The sequence below is a fragment of the Trinickia sp. genome (assembly GCF_057351765.1).
Genome location: NZ_JBMRBK010000071.1, coordinates 121,646 through 146,965 on the forward strand (window position 1 = coordinate 121,646; position 25,320 = coordinate 146,965).

Annotated in this window: 26 protein-coding genes; 9 read left to right on the forward strand and 17 right to left on the reverse strand. The window is 62.1% G+C overall.

Annotated features, from left to right (window positions below; translation table 11 throughout):
* Positions 1-100 precede the first annotated feature (100 nt).
* On the forward strand, positions 101-952 hold the full coding sequence (locus ACO1XS_RS19540; RefSeq protein WP_486391455.1) for an EcsC family protein: 852 nt from the start codon (positions 101-103) through the stop codon (positions 950-952).
* Here the strand turns inward: ACO1XS_RS19540 and ACO1XS_RS19545 are convergent.
* The 9 genes from ACO1XS_RS19545 to ACO1XS_RS19585 all read right to left on the reverse strand — a co-directional run bounded on the left by ACO1XS_RS19545 (position 919) and on the right by ACO1XS_RS19585 (position 8,262).
* Complete coding sequence (locus ACO1XS_RS19545; RefSeq protein WP_481582288.1) at positions 919-1,881, reverse strand: alpha/beta hydrolase fold domain-containing protein; 963 nt, start codon at positions 1,879-1,881, stop codon at positions 919-921. The two genes, ACO1XS_RS19540 and ACO1XS_RS19545, sit on opposite strands and share 34 nt — an antisense overlap.
* Before the next feature lie 11 nt (positions 1,882-1,892).
* Positions 1,893-2,330 (reverse strand): CHRD domain-containing protein, encoded by a 438-nt coding sequence (locus tag ACO1XS_RS19550; RefSeq protein ID WP_331569645.1) that lies wholly within the window; start codon positions 2,328-2,330, stop codon positions 1,893-1,895.
* A gap of 136 nt (positions 2,331-2,466) precedes the next feature.
* On the reverse strand, positions 2,467-2,859 hold the full coding sequence (locus ACO1XS_RS19555) for a surface-adhesin E family protein (RefSeq protein ID WP_331569647.1): 393 nt from the start codon (positions 2,857-2,859) through the stop codon (positions 2,467-2,469).
* A 186-nt stretch (positions 2,860-3,045) separates the two neighbouring features.
* The gene (locus ACO1XS_RS19560) at positions 3,046-3,657 is read right to left on the reverse strand and encodes a lytic transglycosylase domain-containing protein (RefSeq protein ID WP_331569649.1); all 612 of its coding nucleotides are present in this window, start codon (positions 3,655-3,657) and stop codon (positions 3,046-3,048) included.
* 177 nt (positions 3,658-3,834) lie between these two features.
* A complete protein-coding gene (gene msuE, locus ACO1XS_RS19565) occupies positions 3,835-4,413 on the reverse strand; it encodes an FMN reductase (protein WP_331569651.1) in 579 nt (192 codons plus the stop codon).
* 3 nt (positions 4,414-4,416) lie between these two features.
* Positions 4,417-5,289, reverse strand: a complete 873-nt coding sequence (locus ACO1XS_RS19570) for an ATP-binding cassette domain-containing protein (RefSeq protein WP_486391456.1) — start codon at positions 5,287-5,289, stop codon at positions 4,417-4,419.
* On the reverse strand, positions 5,175-6,038 hold the full coding sequence (ssuC, locus tag ACO1XS_RS19575; RefSeq protein WP_486391457.1) for an aliphatic sulfonate ABC transporter permease SsuC: 864 nt from the start codon (positions 6,036-6,038) through the stop codon (positions 5,175-5,177). Before ssuC ends, ACO1XS_RS19570 begins: the two co-directional genes overlap by 115 nt.
* A gap of 43 nt (positions 6,039-6,081) precedes the next feature.
* Positions 6,082-7,239 (reverse strand): FMNH2-dependent alkanesulfonate monooxygenase, encoded by a 1,158-nt coding sequence (gene ssuD, locus ACO1XS_RS19580; RefSeq protein ID WP_486391468.1) that lies wholly within the window; start codon positions 7,237-7,239, stop codon positions 6,082-6,084.
* Positions 7,240-7,266: 27 nt separating this feature from the next.
* A complete protein-coding gene (locus ACO1XS_RS19585; RefSeq protein WP_331569657.1) occupies positions 7,267-8,262 on the reverse strand; it encodes a sulfonate ABC transporter substrate-binding protein in 996 nt (331 codons plus the stop codon).
* Between the two features lie 245 nt (positions 8,263-8,507).
* Here ACO1XS_RS19585 and ACO1XS_RS19590 point away from each other — a divergent pair, with 245 nt between their 5' ends.
* Both ACO1XS_RS19590 and ACO1XS_RS19595 read left to right on the forward strand, forming a co-directional pair.
* Positions 8,508-9,878, forward strand: a complete 1,371-nt coding sequence (locus tag ACO1XS_RS19590) for an MFS transporter (protein ID WP_486391458.1) — start codon at positions 8,508-8,510, stop codon at positions 9,876-9,878.
* Between the two features lie 155 nt (positions 9,879-10,033).
* The gene (locus tag ACO1XS_RS19595; protein ID WP_486391459.1) at positions 10,034-10,558 is read left to right on the forward strand and encodes a helix-turn-helix domain-containing protein; all 525 of its coding nucleotides are present in this window, start codon (positions 10,034-10,036) and stop codon (positions 10,556-10,558) included.
* A gap of 137 nt (positions 10,559-10,695) precedes the next feature.
* On the opposite strand, the gene ACO1XS_RS19600 is transcribed toward ACO1XS_RS19595, so the two are convergent.
* Positions 10,696-11,001, reverse strand: coding sequence for a hypothetical protein (locus ACO1XS_RS19600; RefSeq protein ID WP_486391460.1), 306 nt, complete (start codon positions 10,999-11,001; stop codon positions 10,696-10,698).
* A 517-nt stretch (positions 11,002-11,518) separates the two neighbouring features.
* On the opposite strand from ACO1XS_RS19600, the gene ACO1XS_RS19605 reads away from it, so the two are divergent.
* Together ACO1XS_RS19605 and ACO1XS_RS19610 are read left to right on the forward strand one after the other, a co-directional pair.
* Positions 11,519-12,760 (forward strand): glycosyl hydrolase family 28 protein, encoded by a 1,242-nt coding sequence (locus tag ACO1XS_RS19605; RefSeq protein ID WP_331569224.1) that lies wholly within the window; start codon positions 11,519-11,521, stop codon positions 12,758-12,760.
* Between the two features lie 313 nt (positions 12,761-13,073).
* The gene (locus tag ACO1XS_RS19610; RefSeq protein ID WP_422664590.1) at positions 13,074-13,559 is read left to right on the forward strand and encodes a DUF7079 family protein; all 486 of its coding nucleotides are present in this window, start codon (positions 13,074-13,076) and stop codon (positions 13,557-13,559) included.
* A gap of 169 nt (positions 13,560-13,728) precedes the next feature.
* Here the strand turns inward: ACO1XS_RS19610 and ACO1XS_RS19615 are convergent, their stop codons facing one another.
* The gene (locus ACO1XS_RS19615) at positions 13,729-14,004 is read right to left on the reverse strand and encodes a hypothetical protein (protein ID WP_486391469.1); all 276 of its coding nucleotides are present in this window, start codon (positions 14,002-14,004) and stop codon (positions 13,729-13,731) included.
* Positions 14,005-14,104: 100 nt separating this feature from the next.
* Here ACO1XS_RS19615 and ACO1XS_RS19620 point away from each other — a divergent pair, with 100 nt between their 5' ends.
* The gene (locus ACO1XS_RS19620) at positions 14,105-14,584 is read left to right on the forward strand and encodes a VOC family protein (protein WP_331569228.1); all 480 of its coding nucleotides are present in this window, start codon (positions 14,105-14,107) and stop codon (positions 14,582-14,584) included.
* A 65-nt stretch (positions 14,585-14,649) separates the two neighbouring features.
* On the opposite strand, the gene ACO1XS_RS19625 is transcribed toward ACO1XS_RS19620, so the two are convergent.
* The 4 genes from ACO1XS_RS19625 to ACO1XS_RS19640 all read right to left on the reverse strand — a co-directional run bounded on the left by ACO1XS_RS19625 (position 14,650) and on the right by ACO1XS_RS19640 (position 18,331).
* Positions 14,650-15,774 carry a thioredoxin family protein gene (locus tag ACO1XS_RS19625; protein ID WP_331569230.1) on the reverse strand — a complete coding sequence of 375 codons (1,125 nt, stop codon included), beginning with the start codon at positions 15,772-15,774 and terminating at the stop codon, positions 14,650-14,652.
* Between the two features lie 125 nt (positions 15,775-15,899).
* Positions 15,900-16,724 (reverse strand): alpha/beta fold hydrolase, encoded by an 825-nt coding sequence (locus ACO1XS_RS19630; RefSeq protein WP_486391461.1) that lies wholly within the window; start codon positions 16,722-16,724, stop codon positions 15,900-15,902.
* 32 nt (positions 16,725-16,756) lie between these two features.
* Positions 16,757-17,173 (reverse strand): organic hydroperoxide resistance protein, encoded by a 417-nt coding sequence (locus ACO1XS_RS19635; RefSeq protein WP_331569234.1) that lies wholly within the window; start codon positions 17,171-17,173, stop codon positions 16,757-16,759.
* 117 nt (positions 17,174-17,290) lie between these two features.
* Entirely contained in the window at positions 17,291-18,331 is a 1,041-nt protein-coding gene (locus ACO1XS_RS19640; protein ID WP_331569236.1) for an alpha/beta fold hydrolase, read from the reverse strand.
* A gap of 158 nt (positions 18,332-18,489) precedes the next feature.
* On the opposite strand from ACO1XS_RS19640, the gene ACO1XS_RS19645 reads away from it, so the two are divergent.
* Positions 18,490-18,960, forward strand: coding sequence for a MarR family winged helix-turn-helix transcriptional regulator (locus ACO1XS_RS19645; protein WP_331569238.1), 471 nt, complete (start codon positions 18,490-18,492; stop codon positions 18,958-18,960).
* 416 nt (positions 18,961-19,376) lie between these two features.
* Here ACO1XS_RS19645 and ACO1XS_RS19650 read toward each other — a convergent pair whose 3' ends face one another.
* Both ACO1XS_RS19650 and ACO1XS_RS19655 read right to left on the reverse strand, forming a co-directional pair.
* The gene (locus tag ACO1XS_RS19650; RefSeq protein ID WP_331569240.1) at positions 19,377-19,901 is read right to left on the reverse strand and encodes a single-stranded DNA-binding protein; all 525 of its coding nucleotides are present in this window, start codon (positions 19,899-19,901) and stop codon (positions 19,377-19,379) included.
* A 17-nt stretch (positions 19,902-19,918) separates the two neighbouring features.
* Complete coding sequence (locus ACO1XS_RS19655) at positions 19,919-21,130, reverse strand: MFS transporter (RefSeq protein ID WP_331569242.1); 1,212 nt, start codon at positions 21,128-21,130, stop codon at positions 19,919-19,921.
* A 163-nt stretch (positions 21,131-21,293) separates the two neighbouring features.
* On the opposite strand from ACO1XS_RS19655, the gene uvrA reads away from it, so the two are divergent.
* Together uvrA and ACO1XS_RS19665 are read left to right on the forward strand one after the other, a co-directional pair.
* On the forward strand, positions 21,294-24,155 hold the full coding sequence (gene uvrA / locus ACO1XS_RS19660; protein WP_331569244.1) for an excinuclease ABC subunit UvrA: 2,862 nt from the start codon (positions 21,294-21,296) through the stop codon (positions 24,153-24,155).
* Between the two features lie 71 nt (positions 24,156-24,226).
* Positions 24,227-25,312: an AI-2E family transporter gene (locus tag ACO1XS_RS19665; protein WP_331569246.1), complete on the forward strand. Its 1,086-nt coding sequence runs from the start codon at positions 24,227-24,229 to the stop codon at positions 25,310-25,312.
* Positions 25,313-25,320 lie beyond the last annotated feature (8 nt).

Consider the following 25,320-nt stretch of genomic DNA (forward strand, 5'->3'; position numbering starts at 1 on the left):
AAAGATATCGTAATGCTAGCATGAGGCAGGCGACGGCGCTGCGAGCGCGCGGACCGCCGCTTGCGCAGGCCATCTCGTATTCGAAAGAGTTTTTCTGACGATGAAAACGATTCCAATCGCTACCACAGCGCTGACTGAAGACGACCGCGCCGCTTTGGCGCGCGCGAAGGAAGCGTTGGAGCGCCAGCCGCTTGCCATGAAGCTTGCCGCTGCCGTCGGTGCCCCGATCGAGCGGCTGATCGAGCGTCTGCCGGCGGCAGCGCACGATACGGTCGCCGCCGCGACGCGCGTTGCGCTCGAAAAATGCCTTCATGTGGCGCTCGCGAGCGTCCCCAAATCGGGGCGGAGTGCGCCCGGCCCTCTCCGGCCCGCGCGGGACATCTGGCACAAGGTGGCCGTAGCGACGACCGGCGCGGCAGGAGGCGCATTCGGGCTGATGGCGCTGCCAGCGGAACTGCCGGTGACGACGGCCCTCATGTTTCGCTCGATCTGCGACATCGCGCGCAGCGAAGGCGAAGACCTGAACTCGGCCGAAACACGGCTTCAATGCTTATCGGTTTTCGGGCTGGGCGGCGGTGCGGCGCGGCACGCCAGCACCGACGAGGATGCCGATTTCGGCTATTTCATCGCACGCGGCGCGCTCGCACAGGCGATCTCGAAAGCGTCGTCCGAGCTCGCGTCGAAAGGGGTTGCGGCGCACGGCGCGTCCGCGCTGATGAGGCTCACCAACGCCATTGCGGCGCGCTTTTCGGTGCAGGTCAGTGAACAGGTGGCGGCCAAATCGATTCCGGCCATCGGCGCAGTGCTCGGCGCACTCGTCAATACGGCCTTCATCGATCACTTTCAGCAGACCGCCCACGGTCATTTCACGGTGCGCCGCCTCGAACGGCAATACGGCTCCGATGCGGTGCGCCTCGCCTATGAGGCGATCGAGCGCTCGGCACGCGGCTGAACACGGCACGCCTTCGCGTGGCGGCACGCGAAGGCGGCGGCCCGCTCGAGCGCCGCGCGCCCCTCCGGGATGAACGGCACGAACAATTGCCAGACATGCGGCATCTTCGGCCAGATTTCGAAATCCACTTCGACCTGCACCGCGCGCGCCCGCTCGGCCACCCGCCGCGCATCATCGAGCAGCACTTCCGTGCTGCCGGCCTGGATCAGCAAGGGCGGCAGGCCCTTCAGATCGGCGTAGAGCGGCGAGGCGTAAGGATGCGTGGTGCTCGTGGTGCCGAGATAGAACCGGGCCGCGCGCGCAATGGCGGCGCCCCGGAACATCGGATCCAGACCATCGTTGCTGACGAGCGTCGCGCCCGTCGCGGCGAGGTCGGTCCACGGGGAAAACAGCAAGCCCGCCGCGGGCAACGCATCGCCGGCATCGCGCAGCGCCACGAGCAGCGCCAGCGCGAGGCCGCCGCCGGCAGAATCGCCGGCCACGACGATGGATTCCGGCGGTATGCCGTCCCGGACCAATTGCCGATAGGCTGCCAGCGCGTCGTCGAGCGCTGCCGGAAACGGGTGCTCCGGCGCCAGCCGATAGTCGAGAGAAAACGTGCGGGCGCCCGTGTGCACCGCGAGCGGAAAGACGAGCGACCGATGCGACTTGGGCGAGCAGAAGTAATAACCTCCGCCGTGCAGGTAAAGCAGTGTGCGCACCGGTGCCGCGCGGGCCATATCGGCGATCGGCTCGAGCCATTCGCCAGCAAGCGGCGCGTGGTTGCGCCCGCTGCTGTCGATGAAGCGCCACCCGGCCGGCACGCGCGGCGACCATATCCGCGCGGCCGTCCTGGCCCGCGCGCGCTCCACGCTCGCATGCGGGTTTTCGGTCTCCGGGCGAAACTGCCGCTCGAGAAGCCAGCAGGCGACCCGGCTTTGCCAGCTCAAGGATTCACCGCTCAGTGCGACGGCTGCAGTTGACCGCGGATCTCGCCACCTTTGTTCTTCGCCGTATGCACGTTGAAGTACCACTTGCCGTTTTCAAGGTCGGCGATCTGCGCATCGGTCAGCGTCTGCGTTCCGGACACGTTGCCGGATGCCGCCTCCGGCACTTTCACCGGGACCACGGGCGCTGCGTTTTGTCCGACCGCCGCCGGCCCGTGAAAGTGCGCCGCCGTCGCGGGCCCGGTCAGTCCTTCATAGCTGATCGTCCATTTGAACGCTTTTGTCGACGTGTCGAGTGTAGCGTCGACCGAACCCTTGCCCGGGCTCGTTGTCGGCGGCACCTCGGCCGAACCCGTCAGCGTCGCCTTATATGCGACTTCCTCGGCATACACGGCGCTCGTCGCCGCGGCCGAAAGCAGGACGGCCATGCTCAGTTTGCGCATAAGTCCCATCTTGTTCTCCTGTCAGTGGATGCCGCCCACGCCGGAACGACGCGCCCGCGAAGCGGTGTCCACATAGTAGGCCATACCCCGGAACATTTCTCGACGCGCTTAGGCCCTTAGACCGTCCGACGGTTCGCGCTGCGCCTCAGCAGACTTTGCGGAACATGATGTCGACGACGGTGCCGGGACCGATTGCAGTCCACTCGGGGCTGGTGGGATGGACGAAGCCTGCGGGGGTGCCGTCGGCGGCGAGATAATGCGTATCGACCGCGCGCCATCGCTTGTGGCTGCAATCGATCTGATAGCGGGTGAGCGAAACGGCGACGGGCTGAGCGGCGCCCTGCACCTTCTCCGGGACTTTCCACGTCGTCTTTCCGATGTATTCGATGTAGCCGTCGGCGTCGGTGGCGACACTATCGGTATCCACTGCATAGGAGAGATCGCGTTCGCCCGACAGGTAGCTCCACTGCGTGGCTTCCGCATGAACCATGGCGCCCATGGGCATCAGACAGACGAGCAATCGACGGAGCAATTTCATTGGTGGTTCCGATTGTGCGAAATTGGCCCAGGTACGTCGATTGAATTATTGTTTTTACTGCTTTTCGCTTATGCGCGCGGCGCACGACGTCGACCGATTCTAGCAGAGCGATCTGCCACGACATCCCGGGATACGAGAAATTCACACGAAACGCGAAGCGCGGCAATGCCACGGCGCAAAGCCGTTTTAGCGGTCGGCGCTTGCGGTTGTGGCACTCGCGCCGGCGTTCAATTCGAAATCATGCGCATGCAGGCTCACTTTGCGGGCATAAGCCGTCGAGCCGCCATAGTTCTTGAGTGCAGCGACCACATCTCCCTGAGCGGATTCGATATAGCCGCGCAGGATGGCCGAGCCCGCATCGATATTGGCGGCCGGCTGGGTGAGATCGATATGCTGCACGAGCCGACGGTGCGCCGCGGGAACGACCTGCATGAGGCCCGTCGCGCCATGCGCGCCGCGGGCCGTCTCCTTGAACCTCGATTCGATCGAGATGATCGACAGCACCAGTGCCGGAGGCAGCGAGTACTTCGAGGCCGAAGCCATGACGGCCCGAGCGATCTGCTCCGCCTTGGCTCGCGCAAGACCGAATTTGCGCACGAGCATGCCCGATAGCTTGTGCGTTTCGCTGTCGGCGGCCGAATCGCTTGCAGCGGCCGGGGCAGACGCGAGCGCATCGCCCGGTGCCTTGGGCGACGAAGCGGCGATAGCGCGAATCGTTTCGGGCTCCTCAGCAATCGCGTGCGTGAAAGAGCCGAACAAAAGCAGCGATGCGCAAAGGATTCGGAGGGTTCGGAGCATGAAACATAATATGAATGAACGCTCCGCATTATAGCGATATCGATCCTTTTGGATAGCGCGCCCTTTGCCATTCAATGCCGACATAGCGATGCGCTAAAGGACCGTTTAGATCGATTTAAGTAGTAGCTTACCTCCTGGAGGCGGCAAAAATCGATCGCCGAATTGGCGAGGGACTCGTCAGGCCGCGACAGTTTCGCGCGCGGCCGCAGCCAACGCGGGCCTTCCTTCGAGCCACGGCGCGGCGCGCTCCACGGCCAGCGCAATCCGTTGCCGCAGGGCCGTGCTCGCTATTTCGTAGTGATCGAAGTCACGCTCCGAGGCATAGACCCCGAGGGGCAGCGTAAGCGCTTGAAAGAAGGCGAAAAGCGGCCGCAGCTGATGTTCGATGACGAGCGAATGACGCTCGCTTCCGCCGGTGGCGGCAAGCAACACCGGCTTATCGACGAGTGCATCCTGGCCGACCAGATCGAACAGGTGCTTGAAAAGCCCCGTGAAAGAGCCGCGGAACACGGGACTCGCCACCACGAGCGCATCGGCCCCTTCGATCGCTTCGACATGCGCCCTCGCCTCCGGTGGCAATTGGTTGCGATACACGGTCCGTCCCAGCGCCGGAGCGATTTCGCCAAGCTCGACGAGCCGAACGTCGAGCGCGACGACCGCACTCAACGCCGCCACGATCTCTTCGACGAGCACCAGTGTGCGCGAAGGCCGCTGAAGTCCGCCGGATACGGCAACCAATTTCAATTGCTTCGTCATCGCTCATGTCCTCTTGAATGCCGGATGCAGCACACGCTGCAACACATCGTTTTCGATCGCGGCGAAAGCGGCGGCGCCGCGCGCCCGCGGTCGCGGTAGGTCGACTGCTCGCTCGAGTGCCACGCGCCCGTGCTCGATGAGCACGATGCGCTGCGCCAATGCCACCGCCTCATGAACATCGTGCGTGACGAGCAGCGCGGTGAACCCGTATTCGCGCCAAAGCCGCTCGATGAGTTCATGCATTTCGATGCGCGTCAGCGCATCGAGCGCGCCGAGCGGTTCGTCGAGTAACAGCAGGTCGGGGCGGTGAACGAGTGCGCGCGCGAGCGCCACGCGTTGACGCTGTCCGCCGGAAAGCTGCGCCGGCCAATCGTGTTCGCGCGCGCCCAGCCCGACTTCCTGGAGCGCCGCGCGCGCATCGTCGCGCGCGGCGCGAGGCAAACCGAGCATCACGTTGCCGAGCACGCTCTTCCACGGCAGCAGGCGTGCGTCCTGGTACATGATCCGGGTACGCGGCGGCGCCCCGTCCTCGTCGCGCGCCGAGTCCTGCGCGCGCGCACCGATATCGACTTCGCCGTCGTCGGCTGTGTCGAGCCCGGCCACGAGCCGCAGCAGCGTCGACTTTCCACATCCGCTACGGCCGATGACCGCTATGAAACTGCCTTTGTCGATCGTCAGATCGAGACGGTCGAGAACCGTGCGCGATCCGTAGCGCTTCGTCACCGCGCGCAACCGGACGGCGGCTTCCAGTGCGGTCGCCGTCATGCCTTCGCTCCCTTGAACGAGCCCGATGGCCGCCGGATCGCTCTCGCCCAGTGCAACACACGGCGCCGCGTGCCGGCACTGCGCGCCGATGCGGCGAATGCGGGATGCCACGGCATCAACTGCCGCTCGAGCCAACGGGCGAGCACATCGGCCAGCTTGCCCAGCACCGCGTAGAGCAGGATGCCCAATACGACGACATCGGTTTGCATGAATTCGCGCGCATTCATCGTCATGTAGCCGATACCGGACTGCGCCGAAATGGTCTCGGCGACGATCAGCATCGTCCACATGAGACCCAACGCAAACCGTACGCCGAGCAGTATCGTCGGCAACGCGCCCGGCAAAATCACGTCGCGATAGAGCGCGAATCCGTGGACATCGTAGCTCTTCGCCATTTCGACGAGATTCGCGTCGACCGAACGGATGCCGTGAAACGTATTCACGTAGATCGGAAAAAATACGCCGAGCGCGACGAGAAAAAGCTTTGCCTGCTCTTCGATGCCGAACCAGAGTATGACGAGCGGAATCATTGCCAGCGCGGGAATGTTGCGAATCATCTGGACGGTCGAATCGAGCGCCGCCTCGACCGGCTTGAAGAGTCCGCAGGCCAGGCCGCATACGAATCCGGCACCGCCGCCGATCGCAAACCCCGTGAGCGCGCGCCACGCGCTGACTTTCACGTCGGCCGATATCTCTCCGCTGCGCCAGAGCCTCCATGCCGCATCGGCCACTGCAAGCGGCTCGGGCAACACGCGCGCAGCGAGCCACCCGGCGCGTGCGCTCGCCTCCCATAGCGCAACGATCAGCGCCGGCACGATCCATGGCGCAACGCGTTTGATCAGGACTCCTTGCCATTTCACGATGCTTTCTCCCAGGTTTGCAGTTGCGGTTATCGGCCCGTCATCAGCTTTGCGAAACGTTCGGCAAATAGCTGTTACCCACCACCTCGCCGAATGGGCCGGACAATGGCGCCTCGATACGTTCCCGAACGCGCCCGGGCAACCGCGGAAAGACCAGCTCCGCGAAGCGATAGGCCTCCTCGAGATGGGGATAGCCGGACAGAATGAATGTCCCGATGCCGAGCTCGGCGTACTCGCTCATGCGTGCCGCAACTTGCTTCGCGTCTCCGACGAGTGCCGTCCCCGCTCCGCCTCGCACAAGTCCGACGCCCGCCCAGAGATTGGGATAGATCTCGAGGTCCGCCCTTGTACGCCCCTTGCCGCCATGCAGTGCCGCCATGCGGCGCTGCCCCTCGGAATCCATCTTCGAAAAGGCCGTTTGCGCGCGGCCGATCGTTTCGTCGTCCAGGCGGCTGATGAGCCTGTCGGCTGCAGCCCACGCCTCGTCGGCCGTCTCGCGCACGATCACGTGCAAGCGAATGCCGAATTGAAGATCGCGGCCTTGCTCCCGCGCCTTGGCGCGCACCTCGGCGATCTTTTTTTCGACGGCTTGCGGCGGCTCGCCCCAAGTAAGGTAAGTGTCGACGTGCGAGGCAGCGATAGTGTGAGCGGCCGGCGAGGAACCGCCGAACCAGAGCGGCGGATGCGGGCGCTGCACGCTCGGGTAGAGCAGCTTGCCGCCCTTCGAAGCGAGATGCGCGCCTCGATAGTCGACTGTGCCGCCTTCGTGGGCCGTCCGAAGCTGTTCTCGCCAGATCGTCAGAAACTCGTCCGTGATCTCGTAACGTGTGTCGTGATCGGCAAAGACACCGTCGCCCTCGAGTTCCGCCGGGTCGCCACCCGTGACGACGTTGATGAGCAATCGCCCGTTCGAGAGGCGATCGAACGTTGCCGCCATGCGCGCCGAGAGCGCCGGCGAACTCAACCCCGGCCGTATCGCGACGAGAAACTTCAGGCGCTGCGTGACCGCGATCAAGCTCGATGCGACGACCCATGCATCCTCGCAGGAGCGCCCGGTCGGCAGCAGCACGCCGTCGTAGCCGAGCGTGTCGGCCGCCACCGCGACTTGTTTGAAGTAATCGTAGGTCGCCGCCCTCGCGCCGTCGGACGTCCCCAGGTAACGCGTATCGCCATGCGTCGGAATGAACCAGAACACCCGCATCATCGTTCTCCTTCTCGTCTCACGGTTTCATGCAAGCCACTGTGCGTCATGCACGGCGATGCGCTTCGGAATCAATTTGAGTTCGCCGAACGTATCGGCGATCGTCTGCTGCGAGGCCAGCACCTGAGCGGTGACCGGCGTCGCGCCATAAGCCGCGCGGCGAGCCGCGAGTTCGACCGTGGACGCGTCCAGGCCGACGAGCGGCGCAAGCTCTCGCGCCACTTCCGCCGGGTGCGCCTTGGCCCACGCATCCGCCTTGGCGAGCTCTTCGAGGACCGCATGCACGAGCTTCGGCTCGGTCGCCGCGAACTTGCGCGCGGCGAGATAGAACTGCGTGTTGTCGACGAGGCCCGTTCCGTCCACGAGCACGCGCGCGTCGGCCTGTCGCTGGATAGCCGCAAAATACGGGTCCCAGATCACCCAGGCATCGACACTGCCTTGCGTGAAGGCCGCGCGCGCATCCGCCGGCGCCAGGTAGGCGGGCTGAATGTCGGCGTAATCGAGACCGGCATGCCGCAGCGCACGTACGAGCAGGTAGTGCACGTTGGAGCCCCGGTTCAGCGCGACTTTCTTGCCGCGTAGATCGGCAACCGTCTTGATCGGCGAATTGCGCGGGACGACGACGGCTTCGGACGTCGGAGCCGGCGGCTCGTTGGCGACATAGACGAAATCGACCCCTGCCGCTTGCGCGAAGATAGGCGGCGTTTCGCCCACCGTGCCGAAATCGATGGCTCCCGCGTTGAGGCCCTCGAGCAATTGCGGCCCGGCGGGGAACTCGAGCCATTTCACTGTGACGCCCTCGCTCGCGACGCGTTTTTCGAGCGTGCCGCGGGCTTTCAGCAGTACCAGGGTGCCGTATTTCTGATAACCGATCCGCAATGTTTTCGCGGGTTTCTGCGCGAATGCGGCGGGACCGAAGCCGATGGCAGCCGCCCCCGACGCGAGCATCGCACCGCCTACCGCCGCGGCTTTGAGCCAGCGGCGGCGGGCCGCCACGTGTTGGTCGTCGTTTTCTGAAGACATAGATTCCCCAAGGAGCGTTTTTACGCGCCAGTCAAAATATTCAGGTGTGCAAATTGATCGGAACAAGGGCACCGTTGCGAGCGCAACCGGAAGAGCCAGTCTAGAAAACGATTCGCTCGGCGTGAACGATTGATTTCAGCTTTGCTCGTGACGAATCGTCATAACCGGCGCGTGCTTATTTCTTGTTGGATTTTTATTTTGGATACTTGCACGTCGAACTTATCGAGAATCTCGGGGACCACGACATGCGCGCTTTGGACCCTCATGAACGCGACAACCGCCCGAACACAGCCAGCCCGCCCCCTGCCAGCGTTGCGGCTCGGGAACGACCGCCCTCGCCCGGCAACGGCCGCATCGATGCGCGCCTGCTGAAGGCCGTTTTCGCGACTTCGCTCCTCAATGGCCTCGAACTCTTCGACTTCACCGTATTTGCCTTTTTCGGTGCAATTATGGGAGATCGATTCTTTCCGTTCACCCAACCGATGACTTCGCTGCTACTCGCCGCGGCGACGTTCGGCGTCGGTCTTCTCGCGCGCCCGCTAGGCGGCTTGCTGCTGGGCGCCTATGCCGATCGCCGCGGACGGCAGCCGGCGCTGTTCTTGAGCTGCTGGTTCGCCACGCTCGGCACGGCGGCGATTGCCCTCTCCCCGACCTACGAGCAAATCGGCATTGCCGCGCCACTGCTCGTCGTCGTGTCGCGCGTGCTGCAGGGCCTTGCCGTTGGCGGTGAAATCGGTCCCGCCGCGGCGCTTGCGATGGAAGCGGCGCCGCCGTCGAAACGCGGCTTCGTCATCGGTTGCCAACTGGCCGGCCACGGCATTGCACCGCTCTTCGGCGCATCGCTCGGCGCGCTGCTGAGCGGCATGCTGACGCCCACCCAGCTCTTCGATTGGGGCTGGCGCGTCGCGTTCGCCATGGGACTACCGCTGATCGGCATCGCCTACTATCTGCGCCGCAAACTACGGGAAGGCGGCATCTCCGACAGGACCGCCACGGGCGACGCACGACGCCGCCCGGTCGCGCAACTCTTTCGGCATCATCGCCGCATCATTGCAATGGCGACATTGCTGATGGGCTTTCGTACCGTACCGCTTTACGCGGTCGTCTATTTCCTGCCCACGTATATGGCGCACGTCATACACCAGCCAATGGTGAACGGCTTTCTCGCATCGACACTTTCGGCCGTGCTGCTGATCGCATTGTCTCCGGCGGCCGGCATCGTCATCGACAAGCTGCCGCGGCGCAAACCTCTGCTTTTCGCCACCGCCTGCGGGACCGCGATCGGCGTCTATCTGCTCTTCGTCGCCATGACGCCCGCCGCCACTGCGGCACGGCTCTTGATAGGCATTGCTTCGATCACCGCGTTGATCGTGCTCGGCGGATGTGCCGCCACCGTATTGGTTTTGGAAGCCTTGCCGCACAACGTGCGTGCAACGGGACACGGCTCGACCTATGCGCTCGGCGCGGGGATGTTCGGTGGCACCGCGCAACTCGCCGTGGCCGCGTTGATGAAATGGACGGCCAACCCGATGTCGGTCGCCTGGTATGTCGTGCCCTGTTGCCTGCTCAGCGCGGGCGCGGCAATCGCGTTCAACGAGCGACGTGCTGAACGCTGAATATCGGAACGATGCGCCAGCATGCTCCGATGCCGACGCGCTTCCCGCAAAAACCCGCACTGCGTCGCAACGCCCGAGTGCAAATTGGAGTGCCCTGCCTCGTAAGAGGTCGCAATCGCGGTACATTTGCCTCGGACATCTCCTGAGGGGCACCCATGGCAGCGCAATTTGACGACGACACACTGATCGCCGACATCTTCCGAGAAGCCGCGCGAAAAAATCTGCCGCAAAAGGAACTGGCGTCGCGAGCACAGCTCTCCGAAAAAGCGCTATCCCGTATGAAAAAACGGGGCTCCGCGCGCCTGTCCACAGTCATGAAACTGGCGCGCGCTGCCGGCGTGCGTATCGCGATCGTCCCGGAAACGTCGGACTTGACGGCGATGTGTGCCACATCGGAAGGACCCGCGACAATTCGAAGTCCCAAACGGTTTCGCGATCGACATCCTGAACTCGTATGGTCCAATCGCGGCGCCGACGATGCCGTTTATATCCAACGCGCCTTGCTTGATCCTCGGTTCACCACGCTGCTCGACGCAGCTCAGGAATTCGGGATCGCCCGGCTCGAACAGGAATCGGACAAATTGGCGGCCTCGCCAAGCAAGGAGGTTCAACGCGCACAGCCAGCGACAAGCCGTATGTTGAGGAATATTCGCCATGGATTCGAGCAAGCTTCGCGTTGATACGCGTGTGGTCTGGGAGCAATTGGATGGTCACCCGCTTCTCCCAAATCCCGAATGCAGCAGAGCCGGTTGCCTCATCAAAGCAACCGGCTCTTGCCCGAGTGAATAGCCGGCCCCCACGGCCTCTGGCTGTGCCGTCAGTATCGATGCGGCTCGTCATCGTCGCGATGATGGCGAATGCGACGTTCGTGTTCGTGGAGCCAAGGGTCGCGATCTCGTGGGTGGTCGCGACGCCATTCGTCATGCGCCCAATAGCGGTGACCATCCCAGTACCGGTCGTTATGCACGCCAATTTCGATACTGGCACCGACCGGGATCAACCGCGCCTGACCATATGCGGATTGAAATGGTGAGTTTTGTGCGAACGCAGTTCCTGTAGTGAACGCTGCCCCTGTAGCTGCGACCGAGATCAAAGCTGAATAAATGATGGAACGTGCTTTCATGATAGAGCCCTCCCTGTTCATTTCAGCCCACCGACGCGCGCGGCCCCATCTGCAGATGGAATGCCCGTCGCCATGGCTTGCGATTCACTCTAGCGGCGATGGTTATGAGGACTTGTGCCAAGTTGTAAGGATAGATTTATCAGGTGCTTAGCCTTTGCGCATGTCTTATGTCTGCTACGTCGGAGCATAAGGGGCTACAGCCGATGCGAGAAGAGAAGTCCCACGGGCTCTGTTAATCCCCGGTTACATCCCGGTCCTTTTTTCCCAAATGGTGGGATGAAAGACATGTAAGGCGAACGTTAAAACGGCAGACATTCAGATCCGCTTTTTACCCCATGCCGGCGGACAAGCAATTGCAGCCATCCGCACGCAATTTGCAGGATTCCCTTACACGCGCAAACGTTAAAACGCAACGTTCGCGCGAATACAATTTCGTGCGGAACGAATTGTAACGGTTCACCTCGGCGCATTGTCTTGCGCTCAATAAAACGAAGTACAACAACAGGTGGGTGTGGCAATGACGATAAAAAGCAAATTAAGCTTCCTCTTTACTGGATTTCTCTTCGCCGCCGGATCCGCGCACGCACAGACGCTTGCGACGGGCGATAGCCGGGCGGTAACGGAGCCGACTTACCCTGTCGTCTGCAAGACGCTTTACGCGAATTTCTCCAGTTCGATGCGTTCATCGCCGCCGAGCACCGATGATACGAGCCGCATTCAGGACGCGTTAAGTGCATGCGCGGGTACGGGACAAAGCGTGGTGCTTGCACCGTCCGGCTCCGACGACGCCTTCTACACGGGAAGCCTGACGATCAAGGGAGCAGGCCTCGTCATCGGTTCCGGCGCAACGCTGATCGGGAACAACTATGCGAGCAAGGCTAACCTGCTGGCATTCTCGGGCACCAACGCATCGTTGATGGGACCGGGTACGGTCGATGGGCGCGGCGACATCATCTCCGGAACGCCGAGGCTCGTGCAGGCCAGCAAGATTTCTAACTTCATCGTCTATAACATCACGCTGACACAGGCCGCGCACCCGAACTTGTACGTCGAGGGCGGCAACGGGTTTACAGCGTGGGGCGTGTCTATCCGTACACCCGCGACGCGCAAGAACGCAGATGGTATCGACATCGATAGCCTGACCAACGCCACCGTGATCCATTCGACCATCGAAGCCGGCGACGACGGCATCGCCATCAAGACCAATTCCGGAAACATTTCGAACGTCACTGTATCCGACACGAGGCTGTACGGCACCCATGGTTTGTCCGTCGGCAGCATCGACAAGAACACGGTCTCGAACATTCTGTTCAAGGACAATTACGTGTACGGCTACGACTTGAATGGCACGCTGTCGACGAACGACAACGGCATCAACGTCAAGACTGGACCGTGTTCGCTGACAGTGAAGAATGTGAGCTACGTCAATACATGCATGATCCATGTCAAGCACATGATCGTCATGGATACGAACTACAACAGTTGCACGACCGGCGGTAGTCCTGCGCTGTCGAACATCTTCGTCAATGGGGCTTACTCGATCCAATCGGTGTCGGGCGCGTATACGAAGATCGCCGGGCTCAACGCGAGTTACCCGGTCGGGGCATATCTGGCCAACGTCAATCTCGATGCCACTGCGCAAAGCGGGGATCAGTATGCCAAGGTTGGTTTATATAACTCGAACGACGTTCCAGCGGGAACGGGCGTGACTACGTCGAACTTTACGACGTCGGGCAGCGTGCCGAGTTGTTCGTTCTAATGCCGTTACTGCATCGGTGACGCTTCTGCAAACGTCATGAGGCGGCGCGGCGAGACGCATCGAAGCATTGCCGCTTCTACGTCGGACTCCCACCAGATTTGGGAGTGAGCAACACGCGCCGTCGACGTCGTATTTGCCGTAGCATTCGGATTCGTAGTTCTCGAATACGGCTTCATGGCTCCCGAACAGACGAACCTGCCTGCTTCAAACGACCGCCAGGCGCTCGAACGAGCGCTTGCCGAGCTGCAAGGATCGGCCTCGCAATTCAGCGCCAGCTGCATTCGCGACGCGCAGGCGCGAATGCGCTACGCCCATGACATTGCGGCAAGCTCAACGGAATTACGCGAGGCGGTCCGCGCCGGGTAGCATATGGCGCCGATGCGGGCTTCAGCGTGCTTTACCCTCGGCCCACGCGGTGACGATAGTGCGCGAACTACTGGACACCCAACGTCGAGCACCTGTGTGGGAAGCACTCGCCGAACTATTCGTCGGCCGGGAGTTACAGGAATACGATTACGTTGCAATTGCTCAGACGCTGCGTGCGTCGGGGTACGGACGCGAAGAACTCGAACGGATACTCAGAGATGAAGTCGCGCCGGCGTTGCGGGGCAACCTCTCGCCATGGGCCGTGCCGGAGATGGAAGGCTGGTCTCAAGAGACCGTGGTAGCAGTCGTACGCGGGTATATGGAACGTCGACCTGGCGGTCTGTCGAGACTGCTGAACCGCCTGTCGGGACGTCGTGCAGTGCCACAAGTTGCCCATGCTCGATGGCTTCGTGTGCTTGCGCGGCTGATCTAAGCGAATCGCCGCTTCGCGTATTCCATTGTCATTTCCAGCGGCCCGCGCGATAAGCTGGCAGATCGCATCGCGCCAGTAATCGGCAAACGCGGGACACTCCGTCCGTAGGGTTCATCGCTGCGGTAGCGGCGCGCCTTGCGGCGAGCGCGCCGGACATACCGCCGACTCACTAGCCGATCTTCTTGCTCACCTGGTTTTCCTGCTGGTTCAGCGTGCGCCGCTCCTGTTTGGTGATGTGGCCATTGTTCTGGCTTGCCATCATCCGCTCTTCGCGACGAATTTTCCGGTCGTCCTTGTGGAGCTTGGCCGCCTGAGCGCGCGAGATGTCGCCTTCACGGACTTCATCATGGATGCGGCGATTCTGACCACGCGTCGTGAGCGTGTTGTGGAAAATACAACGGCAGTTGTGCAATCTACAACAGAGCTCGCAAAATCGGGGACGCAGGCGTTGTTGGTTTCAACGGGGGTGCCCAGGCCTCCTCAAATAGTCGTAGCCTTTCCCCTTCGATGAACCTTTCTCTGCATCCCCTATCAGGAGAATCGAAATGGCCAGCAAAAACACGATCTGTCTTTGGTACGACGGCACCGCGTTGGACGCCGCGAAGTTCTATGCCGAAACGTTCCCGGATAGCGCGGTGGGCGCAGTCCGTCGCGCTCCCGGCGACTACCCGGCTGGCACGCAGGGGGATGTATTGTTGGTCGAGTTCACGGTGATGGGCATCCCCTGCCTCGGCTTGAACGGAGGCCCGGGAATCAAGCACAACGAGGCATTCTCGTTCCAGGTTGCGACCGATGACCAGGCTGAAACGGATCGCTTATGGAATGCGATCGTTCAAAACGGTGGCCAGGAAAGCGAATGCGGCTGGTGCAAGGACAAGTGGGGAGTGTCATGGCAGATTACTCCACGCGTTCTGATGGCCGCGATCGCCGATCCTGATCGAGCGGCGGCCAAGCGCGCGTTCGACGCCATGATGGGCATGAAAAAGATCGATATAGCGACAATCGAAGCTGCTCGACGCGGCTGACGTTGCAGCCTCCAAACCGTCCGCACCCGAAGGGGTGCGGAGCAAGCAGTCGGCCAGTCGGCCAGTCAGCCGAAAGTGAAGGCAAATGCGCCGACGCCGGGATCAAGGAAACGAATGTCGAACACGTGTTCCTTCACCACGCCGGACTGGCGCACGAGCTGGTAAAGACGCGTCTGGGTAACAATGCCATTGCCTGCGGGATCGGTGTCCGAACCGTGATTTTCGCCGGGCGCATGTCCATCAATCCTGACTTTAAAACGCACTGGCGTGCGATCGGCACTGGGCCCGAGAACCAGGTGCAAGTCGCGTGCAGCGAACCGATAGGCGATGCTGCCGCCAGCCCGGTTCAGCGTCGTGCGTTCCGCGCCGACAGTCCAATTGCCACCGAGGCTCCATTCGTTCAATCCCGGATCGCTGATCGAGTACTCATAGGCAACGTCCCGCTTCAAGCCGCTACGCGAAACGAAGTTCGATGCTTGTTCGTAGCCGACATAGGTTTCCCCGGAACGCAGGTGCGCGATGTCGGGCGCGGCCTGTTCGCCGCTGGCCTGCGGGGTTGTCAATGCGCCCATCGCGTCGTGCTTGCCGGCTTCCGCCAACAACGATTGGATGATCTTCTCCGTCTTGTCATAGTTTCCTTCGCCGACGAAATGCGCCCGTATCTGTCCTTGCGCGTCGGCGATGTAGAACGCAGGCCATACGTTGTTGTGAAAGGTGTCCCAGACGCGATGCTCGGTGTCGACGGCGATCGGATAGTCGATCTTGAAACGCGCGATCGCCTTTTCGATATTCGCGGTGTCTTTCTCGAAACTGAATTCCGGCGTGTGCACGCCGATCACAACCAGACCCTGATCGCGGTATTTCTCGGCCCAGGCGCGCACATGCGGCAAAGTGCGGATGCAGTTGATGCAGGAGTAGGTCCAGAAATCGACCAATACCACCTTGCCGCGCAACTGTGCCGTATCGAGCGGCGGCGAGTTCAGCCATGTCGTCGCGCCTGCCAGCGAGGGAAGCGCGCCCAGAAAAGGCAGGCCGCTGCGATAGGCCTGGCTTGCGTTGAGACCGCCTCCGGCGGCGTCGGCTACCGGCATGTTCTGGAACGTTGCAGCACCCGCACCCAGTGCGACGAGAGTGGCACCGGCGACCCAACCAAGGCGCTCGCGAAAAAGCTTTCGGAGATAAGACATCATGATGAATTCCCTCGGACGAAGCAGACAAACCGATGCGATCGGCTCGATGACGAGTGACCCGGGGGGCGACGATCAGTGCTGCCCGCCCGCGTCATGCAGCTCCGCCGGCCACGGCTTGAATGCTCTTACTTGTTGTCAGCGGCCTCTTCGATCACCTTCGCCACCGCATCCGGGTGCGAGACCATGACCACGTGAGAGGCGCCCTGCACTTCGACGACATCCTTCGCGTGCGCGCGCTTGGCCATGAAGCGCATCGCGTCGGGCGGGATGTTTTTGTCGGCAGTGCCGTACACGAAATAGGACGGCAACTGCTTCCACGCAGAACCATTAGCCGCTTCATTGAGTGCAGCCACCGTCACCGGACGCTGGCCCGCGGCCATCAGCGCCGCACGTTGCGGCGATACATCAGCGGCAAACTGCTGCGGGAACTTGTCCTGCCGGATATAGAGGTCCTTGCCGCCGTCAGCCAGCGACACGGGATCGGCAAGCGCATCGCCAAGTGTACTGCCGGGAAACTTGCCCGCGAGGCCGGCGACGGTCTCTCCCGCGTCGGGAGCGAACGCGGCGACATAGACCAAAGCCTTCACTTCGGTATTGCCCTCGGCAGCCTTCGAAATGACCATGCCGCCATAGGAGTGGCCGACCAGCACGATCGGCCCCTTGACGGCACCGATCACGCCGGCCGTGTACTGCGCATCGTTGCCGACGCCGCGCAGCGGATTGGCGACGCTCAACACCGGATAACCTTTGGCGGTGAGGCGCTTCGCCACACCATCCCAACTGCTCGAATCGGCGAAAGCGCCGTGGATCAGCACGATGGTGGGCTTGGCAGCCGTGCCCTGGACGGCGGTGATGGGCATTTCCGCATGCGCCGCCGACGCGAGGGCGGCGAACGCTGTGGAAGTCGCGATCGACATCAGCCATTTCCCGACGTATTTCCTGACATTCATGATGGACTCCTTTCTCGCTTTGCGGTGGCGGCTTATGCCAGGCTGAGGGTCACGCCGATATTGCCGCGCGACATCTTCGAATAGGGGCAGATTTGATGCGCCGCCTCCATCAACTCTTGCGCAACATCGCGCGGCAGACCAGGCAGGCTTACGCTCAAGCGCGCCTGCAGAAGGAAGCCGCCAGCGCCGGTGCCCAGGTCGACTTCGGCATCGACGGCGACGCCGGGGGGCACGCTGATGTTCCGCTCTTTCGCGGCCCGTCCCATCGCGCCGATGAAGCAAGCCGACCACCCGGCTGCGAAGAGCTGTTCGGGATTGGTGCCGTCGCCTCGGCTGCCCGGACGAGACAGCTTGATGTCGAGACGGCCGTCGTCGCTTTTCGCCGCGCCTTCACGGCCGCCGGTGGTGTGTGTCTTGCCGGTGTAGAGGACGTTTTCGATTTTGCTCATGACGCTTCCTTTCAGACGATTGAGTGATTGATTCAGTGAGTCATGGAACGACAGAGTGCAAAGGGATGAATCGGTTGTGCGAGCGGCCCGGTAGGCGAGGCAACGCTCGCGCGCCCATCAGAGGTGATCGACTTCGATCACGGCATCAGCGAACGCGCGCGGCGCTTCCTGCGGAAGGTTGTGGCCGATGCCGCCGGTGATGAGTTCGTGCTTGTACTTGCCCGTGAAGCGCTTGGCGTAAGCTGCGGGCTCTGGATGCGGCGCACCGTTGGCGTCACCTTCCATCGTGATCGTTGGCACCGTGATGGACGGTGACTTGGCCAGGCGCGCTTCAAGCGGGTCGTACTTCGCTTCGCCCTTGGCCAGGCCGAGCCTCCAACGGTAGTTATGGATGGTGATGGCGGTCTGGTCCGGATTGTCGAGCGCGGCGGCGCTGCGCTCGTAGGTGGCATCGTCGAAGTGCCACCGCGGCGACGCGGTTTGCCAGATCAATTTGGCGAAATCGTGGTGGTTCTTTTCGTAGCCGGCGCGGCCACGCTCGGTAGCGAAGTAGAACTGGTACCACCACTGCAGTTCGGCGCTCGGCGGCAACGGTTGCTTGCCCGCATCCTGGCTGCCGATCAGATAGCCGCTCACGGAGACGAGACCCTTGACCCGCTCCGGCCACAGTGCCGCAACGATGTCCGCCGTACGTGCGCCCCAGTCATAGCCGGCGAGGATGGCCTTGTCGATCTTGAGCGCATCCATCAGCGCGACCACATCGGAAGCGAGCGCCGCGGGCTCGCCGTTACGCACGGCATTGGCATCGAGGAAGCGCGTCGTGCCGTAGCCGCGCAGGTACGGAACGATCACGCGATAGCCGGCCTTCGTCAGCATGGGCACGACGTCAACGAAGCTGTGGATGTCGTACGGCCAGCCGTGCAGCAGGATGACGACGGGGCCATCGGCCGGGCCTTCATCGACGTAGCCGACGTTGAGCACACCGGCGTCGATCTGCTTGATCGACTTGAAGGTCGCCCCCCCCTGGTTTGCCGGTACGGTCGCGCTCGGCGGGGCGCTTGCCGGTTGGGCTTGGGCCGTTCCCAGCAGGCCGAATTGCGTGCCCGCGAGGGCGAGGACGGCCGCAGCCAGGCGACTGACGGTGGTGTGCTTGCTCATTTGCTTTCCCTTGTGATGAGAGGTGGTGGTCGAGTGGTGTGGAACGATCGGAGCCATTTCTTATCGCGATAATCATTGTTGCGATAACTGTACACCGCCTCGCAGCCGTTTTCAAGTACGATAATCATTACTTCGATAACTATTTTTGGGGCGACCAGATGAGCACTCGATCCGACGCTCGCAAGCACACGGCCAAGCTCGGCGACTTCATGTGCTTTGCGATCTACTCGACCAACCTCGCGTACTCACGCGTCTACAAGTCCGTGCTGGAGGAGCTCGGCCTCACCTATCCGCAGTACGTCACCATCATTTGCCTGTGGGAAGAGGACAACCAGACGGTCAAGCACCTGAGCGAGAACCTTTTTCTGGAGCCGAGCACGATGACGCCCATGCTGAAGCGCTTGGAGGCGATGGGGTATGTGCACCGCGAGCGCGACACGGAGGACGAGCGCAGCGTGCGGGTGTCGTTGACGGAGGCCGGTCGTCAGTTGCGGGAAAAGGCGTTCGACTATCGCGAGGTGACGGCCAAGGCGGCGGGCCTGTCGCCGGAAGAATTTCGTGTGCTGCAAAAAGCCATCGTGAATCTGCGCACCAATCTATTGAATGCTGCGGCGTCGACCAACACCTAGGGGACTTCGCGAAGCCTGGCGCGCTCAAAGGACGGGCATTGAACGCGTTTGTATGCGATCGCCGGAGCAAACGCTTGCGACGGCTTGCACTAGGCAACGGGACCAAAGGTGAAGAAAATCGAGTGCTGAAACGCAAGTCTTATTGCAGCGGCGGGCGAGAACGGCTCGGGCAAGGGTATGAGGATTGGGGACTGAAGATTTTCCCAGCACTAGAAAGCGAAAAGCCCCGGTGAGACTCACCGAGGCCTAAGACGCCGACCGGGAACTCCCAGTCCACTTGGCTATCATTAGGGGGGTATCGAGCGCGGCTGACAAGCTCCTTGATCGTGCCGCCTGCCAACAACCCTGCGGGCCAAACCTCGCAGGCTCGCAGCCGGCCTCATGACCCATCTTTACGCCACAGGACGACGTTCCGCCTAGAACGGAATATCGTCGTCCATCTCATCCAACCCACCGCCGGCCGGCGCACTAGGACGACTTGCGCCCCCGCCGCTGCGCGCACCGCCACCACCGGCACCACCACCCGAACGCCCACCGCCTCGCTCATTGCTCTCGCGGCTGTATCCACCGTCATCGCCCATCCCACCGCTGCCGCCGCCCGCGCCACCGCGGCCACCCAGCATCTGCATCTGGTCAGCGACGATTTCCGTCGAATACCGATCCTGTCCATCGGTGCCCTGCCACTTGCGCGTACGCAAGCGACCTTCGACATACACGGCCGATCCTTTCTTCAGATATTCATTGACGATCTCGGCCAAGCGCCCAAAAAACACCACACGGTGCCATTCGGTGGCCTCCTTCATTTCGCCGCTCGTCTTGTCCTTGTAGCGATCGGTCGTTGCCAGCCTGATGTTCGCGATGGCGTCCCCGCTCGGCAGATAACGCACTTCCGGGTCGGCGCCCAGGTTACCGACGAGAATGACCTTGTTCACGGATGCCATGTGTTTCTCCAGTTAACTCACGCTTCGCCGCGGCCTGCGGCTTGTACCTTGCGCGGCGGCGTCTTCATATTGGCGGCGATTATAAGCCACCCAAGTACCAGCCCCGAGCACGCAAAGAAGACGGCGTTCGGCCCCGCCGACTTCATGAGCCATCCCCCCACGACACCCCCGAGCGCAAGCCCGATCGATTGCGTGGTGTTATAGACGCCCGCTGCCGCCCCCTTGCGCGTGCCCGGTGCCAGCTTCGACACGAGCGACGGCTGAGATGCCTCGAGAATATTGAAGCCGAGGAAGTAGACGAAGAGTATCGCCGCCACAGTCAGAATCGTATGCGGCGCGGCACCGAGCAGCAATTGGCCGATCAGGATAAGACCGATGGCACCCACGAGTACCGGCTTCATCTTGCCGCGCTTCTCGGCCGCGATGATGGCAGGCACCATCATGACGAACGACAGGCCCATCACCGGCAGATACACCTTCCAGTGCGATGCGACCGGCAGGCCACCGCCCTCGAGAATCCGGGGCACAACGAGGAACAGCGCCGTTTGCGTCGCATGCAGCACCAGCACGCCGAAGTTCAGGCGCAAAAGCTCGACGTTGCGCAGCACCTCCGCAAACGGTGCACGAACGTGCACGGGTTTCGGCGCATCGGGCACGATCCACAGCACCACGCCCACCGCAAGCACAGACAGCACGCCGACGAGCATAAACAGCCCGCTCATCCCCACCAAATGAAAGACGATAGGCGCGCCGACGATCGCAACGGCGAACGAGATGCCAATGCTGCCACCCACCATGGCCATGGCTTTCGTCCGATGTTCCTCGGCCGTGAGATCCGCGATGAATGCGATGACGGCCGACGACACGGCGCCCATGCCCTGAATCACGCGGCCCACGATGATCCAGGCCATCGAATGTCCGATCGCCGCGACGAAACTGCCGATCGCGAAAATCAGCAAACCGGCTGCAATGACAGGCTTACGCCCGAGCTTGTCCGATGCCCATCCATAAAAGATGTAGAGCATCGATTGCGTCACGCCGTATGCACCGAGCGCAATGCCGACGAGCAGCACGTTGTCGCCACCGGGAATCGTCTTCGCGTAGACGGAGAAGACCGGCATGATCATGAAAAGACCAAGCATGCGCAGCGCGAAAATGCCCGCGAGCGCCGCGGTCGCGCGCAACTCGGGCGCGCTCATGCGTGAGGAGGTAACGGAAGCGTTCGACATCGAAGGCGAGCCGGAGATCTGCAGGGGGTCTTGTCTGGGATTCGCCGAAAGCGACGGCATTCACGCCCGCCGGTAACACCTTCTCGCGCGCTGTAAGGACACCGTAACGGCGGTCTGGAAAAGTCGTTATAGTAGCAGGTTTGGCCTTCTCCCTCGCCAGGTTATGGAACAGATTCGCATCCGTGGAGCCCGCACCCACAACCTGAAAAACGTCAATCTCGACCTGCCGCGCCATCAGCTCATCGTGATCACGGGTTTGTCGGGTTCCGGCAAATCATCGCTCGCCTTCGATACGCTATACGCCGAAGGCCAGCGCCGCTACGTCGAGAGCCTGTCGGCCTACGCACGGCAGTTCCTGCAGCTGATGGAGAAGCCCGATGTCGATCTCATCGAGGGGCTGTCGCCCGCGATCTCGATCGAGCAGAAGGCGACCTCGCACAACCCGCGCTCGACGGTCGGCACGGTCACCGAAATCCACGACTACCTGCGCCTGCTTTATGCACGTGTCGGCACGCCCTACTGCCCCGATCACCATATCGCGCTCGAAGCGCAAAGCGTCTCGCAGATGGTCGACGCCGCCCTCGCACTGCCCGAGGAAACGAAGCTGATGATCCTCGCGCCCGTCGTGGCGAACCGCAAGGGCGAACATGCCGAGCTCTTCGAGCAGATGCAGGCGCAAGGCTTCATCCGCTTTCGGATCCGCTCGGGCGGCGGCACCGCCAACGAAGGCACCGCCACGATCTGCGATGTCGATTCCCTGCCAAAGCTGAAGAAGAACGACAAGCATTCGATCGACGTGGTCGTGGACCGCCTGAAAGTGCGCGCCGATATGAAGCAGCGCCTCGCGGAATCGTTCGAAACGGCGCTGCGGCTCGCCGACGGCCGTGCGGTCGTCCTCGAAATGGATACGGGACAAGAGCATATGTTCAGCTCGAAGTTCGCGTGTCCCGTCTGCTCGTATTCGTTGCCCGAACTGGAACCGCGTCTTTTCTCGTTCAACAATCCGATGGGCGCGTGCCCGGATTGTGACGGGCTCGGCCAGATCACATTCTTCGATCCGAAGCGCGTGGTGGCCTACCCGTCGATTTCGCTCGCGGCGGGTGCCGTCAAAGGCTGGGACCGTCGCAACCAGTTTTATTTTCAGATGCTGCAAAGCCTCGCGGCCTATTACGACTTCGATATCGATACGGCGTTCGAAGACTTGCCCGAGAAGACCAAGAAACTGATTCTTTTCGGCTCGGGCAAGGAGACGATCCCGTTCTCGTACATCAACGAGCGCGGCCGCGCGACCGTGCGCGAACACGTCTTCGAAGGCATCATCCCGAACCTGGAGCGGCGCTACCGCGAAACAGATTCGGCCGCGGTGCGCGAAGAGCTTGCCAAGTATCAGAACAATCAGCCGTGCCCGTCTTGCGACGGTTCGCGGCTGCGACGAGAGGCGCGATTCGTGCGGCTCGGCGCGGATGGCCAGGCACGCGCCATCTACGAAATCAGCGGCTCGCCGTTGCGCGATGCGCTCGGCTATTTCCAGACCCTCTCGCTCGAAGGCGCGAAACGCGAGATCGGCGAAAAGGTCATCAAGGAAATCGTCGCCCGGCTCATGTTTCTCAACAACGTCGGGCTCGACTACCTCTCGCTGGAACGCAGCGCGGATACGCTCTCGGGCGGCGAGGCACAGCGCATCCGCCTCGCGTCGCAGATCGGCTCGGGCCTCACGGGCGTCATGTACGTGCTCGACGAGCCGTCGATCGGCCTGCACCAGCGCGATAACGACCGGCTCATCGCGACGCTGAAGCATCTGCGCGATCTCGGCAACTCGGTCATCGTCGTCGAGCACGACGAGGATATGATCCGCATGGCCGACTATGTCGTGGACATGGGCCCCGGCGCGGGCGAGCACGGCGGCATGATCATCTCGCAGGGCACGCCCGACGAGGTGCAGGACGACGCGGCTTCGATGACGGGTCAATATCTCGCGGGTGCGCGCCGCATCGAATTCCCCGATGAACGCAAGGATCCGGACGAGCGGCACCTGCGCATCGTCGAAGCGCACGGCAACAATCTCAAGCAGGTGACGCTCGACCTGCCGGTCGGCCTGCTCACCTGCGTGACGGGCGTGTCGGGCTCCGGCAAATCGACGCTCATCAACGATACGCTCTACAACGCCGTCGCCCAGCATCTGTACGGATCGACGACAGAGCCCGCGCCTTACGAATCGATCGAGGGGCTCGAGCATTTCGACAAGGTCATCAACGTAGACCAATCGCCGATCGGCCGAACGCCGCGCTCGAACCCGGCCACTTACACGGGCGTTTTCACGCCGATCCGCGAGCTTTTTGCCGGCGTGCCTGCCGCCAAGGAACGCGGCTACGACCCGGGACGATTCTCATTCAACGTCAAAGGCGGACGGTGCGAAGCCTGCCAAGGCGACGGCGTGCTGAAGGTGGAGATGCACTTTCTGCCGGATGTCTACGTGCCGTGCGATGTGTGCCACGGCAAGCGCTACAACCGCGAAACGCTCGAAGTCCAATACAAGGGCAAAAACATCAGCGAAGTGCTCGATATGACGGTGGAGCACGCGCACGAGTTCTTCAACGCGGTTCCTGTCATTTCGCGCAAGCTGAAGACGCTGCTCGATGTGGGCCTCGGGTATATCCGCCTGGGGCAATCGGCCACCACGCTATCGGGCGGCGAAGCGCAACGCGTCAAACTATCGCTTGAACTTTCGAAGCGCGATACCGGACGAACGCTTTATATCCTTGACGAACCGACGACGGGCCTGCATTTTCATGACATTGCCTTGCTACTGGAAGTCATTCACCGGTTACGCGATCATGGCAATACTGTCGTAATCATCGAGCATAATCTCGATGTCATAAAAACCGCGGACTGGGTCATCGATCTCGGTCCCGAAGGCGGAGCGGGAGGCGGGCAGATCATCGCGCAGGGTACGCCCGAACAGATTGCGAGATCGAAAGCGAGCTTCACGGGGAAATATCTTGCGCCGCTGCTCGCACGCCGCTAGCGCGGCGTGTTGCGCTGCAACGCACAAGAAATAGGCATCGCGGCCTGAACTGGCTGGAGACGAAAGGCGTCATGGTCAAGCGCAACGAAGCACACGAAGACTTGCCCGTACGGGAGCAGCCGCCGCGTCATGTGCGGCTTACGAGCGACATGAGCCTGCCGAGGCTGTCGGCGGTGGAAATCGGCAGCTACGCCGTCGTGCTGTTCGGCATGTGGGCGGTGATCGAATGGAAGCTGCTGGGCGCGCTGCTCGCCGGCATGCTGGTGTACCAACTCGTGCACACCATCGCACCGGCGATCGAGCGGCATATGTCGAGCCAGCGGGCGCGCTGGCTGGCGGTCGTCATCCTCGCAGTGGTCGTCGTGGGCGGCCTGACGAGCCTGGCGATCGGCATGATCGAGCACTTCGAGCATACGGTGCCCAATATCCAGACTTTGCTCGATCAGGTGATGCAGATCGTGGAGCAGGCCCGCGGGCGCGCTCCCGAATGGATCTCGGCGATGCTGCCGGTCGATGCGGCGCAAATGAAGGAAAAGGCCGGCATGCTCGTGCATACGCACATGGGCCAGCTCCAGCAGGGCGGGAAAAGCGTCGCCCGCGGGTTCGGACATGTTCTCTTCGGCATGATCATCGGCGCGATGATCGCGATCACGACCGAGCGCCACGTTCAGCGGCTGCCGCTCGCGCGGGCGTTCGCGACACGCGTCGCCCGCTTTGCGGATGCCTTCAGACGCATCGTCTTCGCGCAGATCAAGATCTCGGCCATTAATGCCGTGTTCACGGCGCTTTACCTGCTGCTCGCCCTGCCCATCTTTCATCAACGGCTGCCGCTGTCGAAAACGCTTGTCCTCATTACGTTCATCGCGGGGCTTTTGCCCGTCGTCGGCAATCTGATCTCCAATACGCTGATCGTGGCTGTCTCGCTCTCCGTGAGCCTGCCGACGGCTATCGCCTCGCTCGGCTTTCTCGTGGCGATCCACAAGCTCGAGTACTTCCTGAACGCGCGCATCGTCGGCGGACAGATCGAAGCCCGCGCCTGGGAGTTGCTGCTCGCCATGCTGATCATGGAAGCCGCGTTCGGCATACCGGGGCTTGTCGCCGCGCCCATCTTCTATGCCTACATCAAGCGCGAGCTCATCTATTTGCGGCTGATCTGAGACGCTGG

Bases quoted from the DNA above. Each gene is read 5' to 3' on its own strand.
- ACO1XS_RS19555 (WP_331569647.1), bottom strand. From the start codon at position 2,859: ATGAAATTGCTCCGTCGATTGCTCGTCTGTCTGATGCCCATGGGCGCC.
- ACO1XS_RS19635 (WP_331569234.1), bottom strand. From the start codon at position 17,173: ATGAGCAAAATCGAAAACGTCCTCTACACCGGCAAGACACACACCACC.
- ACO1XS_RS19605 (WP_331569224.1), top strand. From the start codon at position 11,519: ATGACGATAAAAAGCAAATTAAGCTTCCTCTTTACTGGATTTCTCTTC.
- msuE (WP_331569651.1), bottom strand. From the start codon at position 4,413: ATGACGAAGCAATTGAAATTGGTTGCCGTATCCGGCGGACTTCAGCGG.
- ssuD (WP_486391468.1), bottom strand. From the start codon at position 7,239: ATGCGGGTGTTCTGGTTCATTCCGACGCATGGCGATACGCGTTACCTG.
- ACO1XS_RS19650 (WP_331569240.1), bottom strand. From the start codon at position 19,901: ATGGCATCCGTGAACAAGGTCATTCTCGTCGGTAACCTGGGCGCCGAC.
- ACO1XS_RS19590 (WP_486391458.1), top strand. From the start codon at position 8,508: ATGCGCGCTTTGGACCCTCATGAACGCGACAACCGCCCGAACACAGCC.
- ACO1XS_RS19595 (WP_486391459.1), top strand. From the start codon at position 10,034: ATGGCAGCGCAATTTGACGACGACACACTGATCGCCGACATCTTCCGA.
- ACO1XS_RS19625 (WP_331569230.1), bottom strand. From the start codon at position 15,774: ATGATGTCTTATCTCCGAAAGCTTTTTCGCGAGCGCCTTGGTTGGGTC.
- ACO1XS_RS19620 (WP_331569228.1), top strand. From the start codon at position 14,105: ATGGCCAGCAAAAACACGATCTGTCTTTGGTACGACGGCACCGCGTTG.
- ACO1XS_RS19550 (WP_331569645.1), bottom strand. From the start codon at position 2,330: ATGGGACTTATGCGCAAACTGAGCATGGCCGTCCTGCTTTCGGCCGCG.
- ACO1XS_RS19600 (WP_486391460.1), bottom strand. From the start codon at position 11,001: ATGAAAGCACGTTCCATCATTTATTCAGCTTTGATCTCGGTCGCAGCT.
- ACO1XS_RS19655 (WP_331569242.1), bottom strand. From the start codon at position 21,130: ATGTCGAACGCTTCCGTTACCTCCTCACGCATGAGCGCGCCCGAGTTG.
- ACO1XS_RS19610 (WP_422664590.1), top strand. From the start codon at position 13,074: ATGACATTGCGGCAAGCTCAACGGAATTACGCGAGGCGGTCCGCGCCG.
- ACO1XS_RS19640 (WP_331569236.1), bottom strand. From the start codon at position 18,331: ATGAGCAAGCACACCACCGTCAGTCGCCTGGCTGCGGCCGTCCTCGCC.
- ACO1XS_RS19585 (WP_331569657.1), bottom strand. From the start codon at position 8,262: ATGTCTTCAGAAAACGACGACCAACACGTGGCGGCCCGCCGCCGCTGG.
- ACO1XS_RS19645 (WP_331569238.1), top strand. From the start codon at position 18,490: ATGAGCACTCGATCCGACGCTCGCAAGCACACGGCCAAGCTCGGCGAC.
- ACO1XS_RS19540 (WP_486391455.1), top strand. From the start codon at position 101: ATGAAAACGATTCCAATCGCTACCACAGCGCTGACTGAAGACGACCGC.
- ACO1XS_RS19560 (WP_331569649.1), bottom strand. From the start codon at position 3,657: ATGCTCCGAACCCTCCGAATCCTTTGCGCATCGCTGCTTTTGTTCGGC.
- uvrA (WP_331569244.1), top strand. From the start codon at position 21,294: ATGGAACAGATTCGCATCCGTGGAGCCCGCACCCACAACCTGAAAAAC.
- ACO1XS_RS19630 (WP_486391461.1), bottom strand. From the start codon at position 16,724: ATGAATGTCAGGAAATACGTCGGGAAATGGCTGATGTCGATCGCGACT.
- ACO1XS_RS19665 (WP_331569246.1), top strand. From the start codon at position 24,227: ATGGTCAAGCGCAACGAAGCACACGAAGACTTGCCCGTACGGGAGCAG.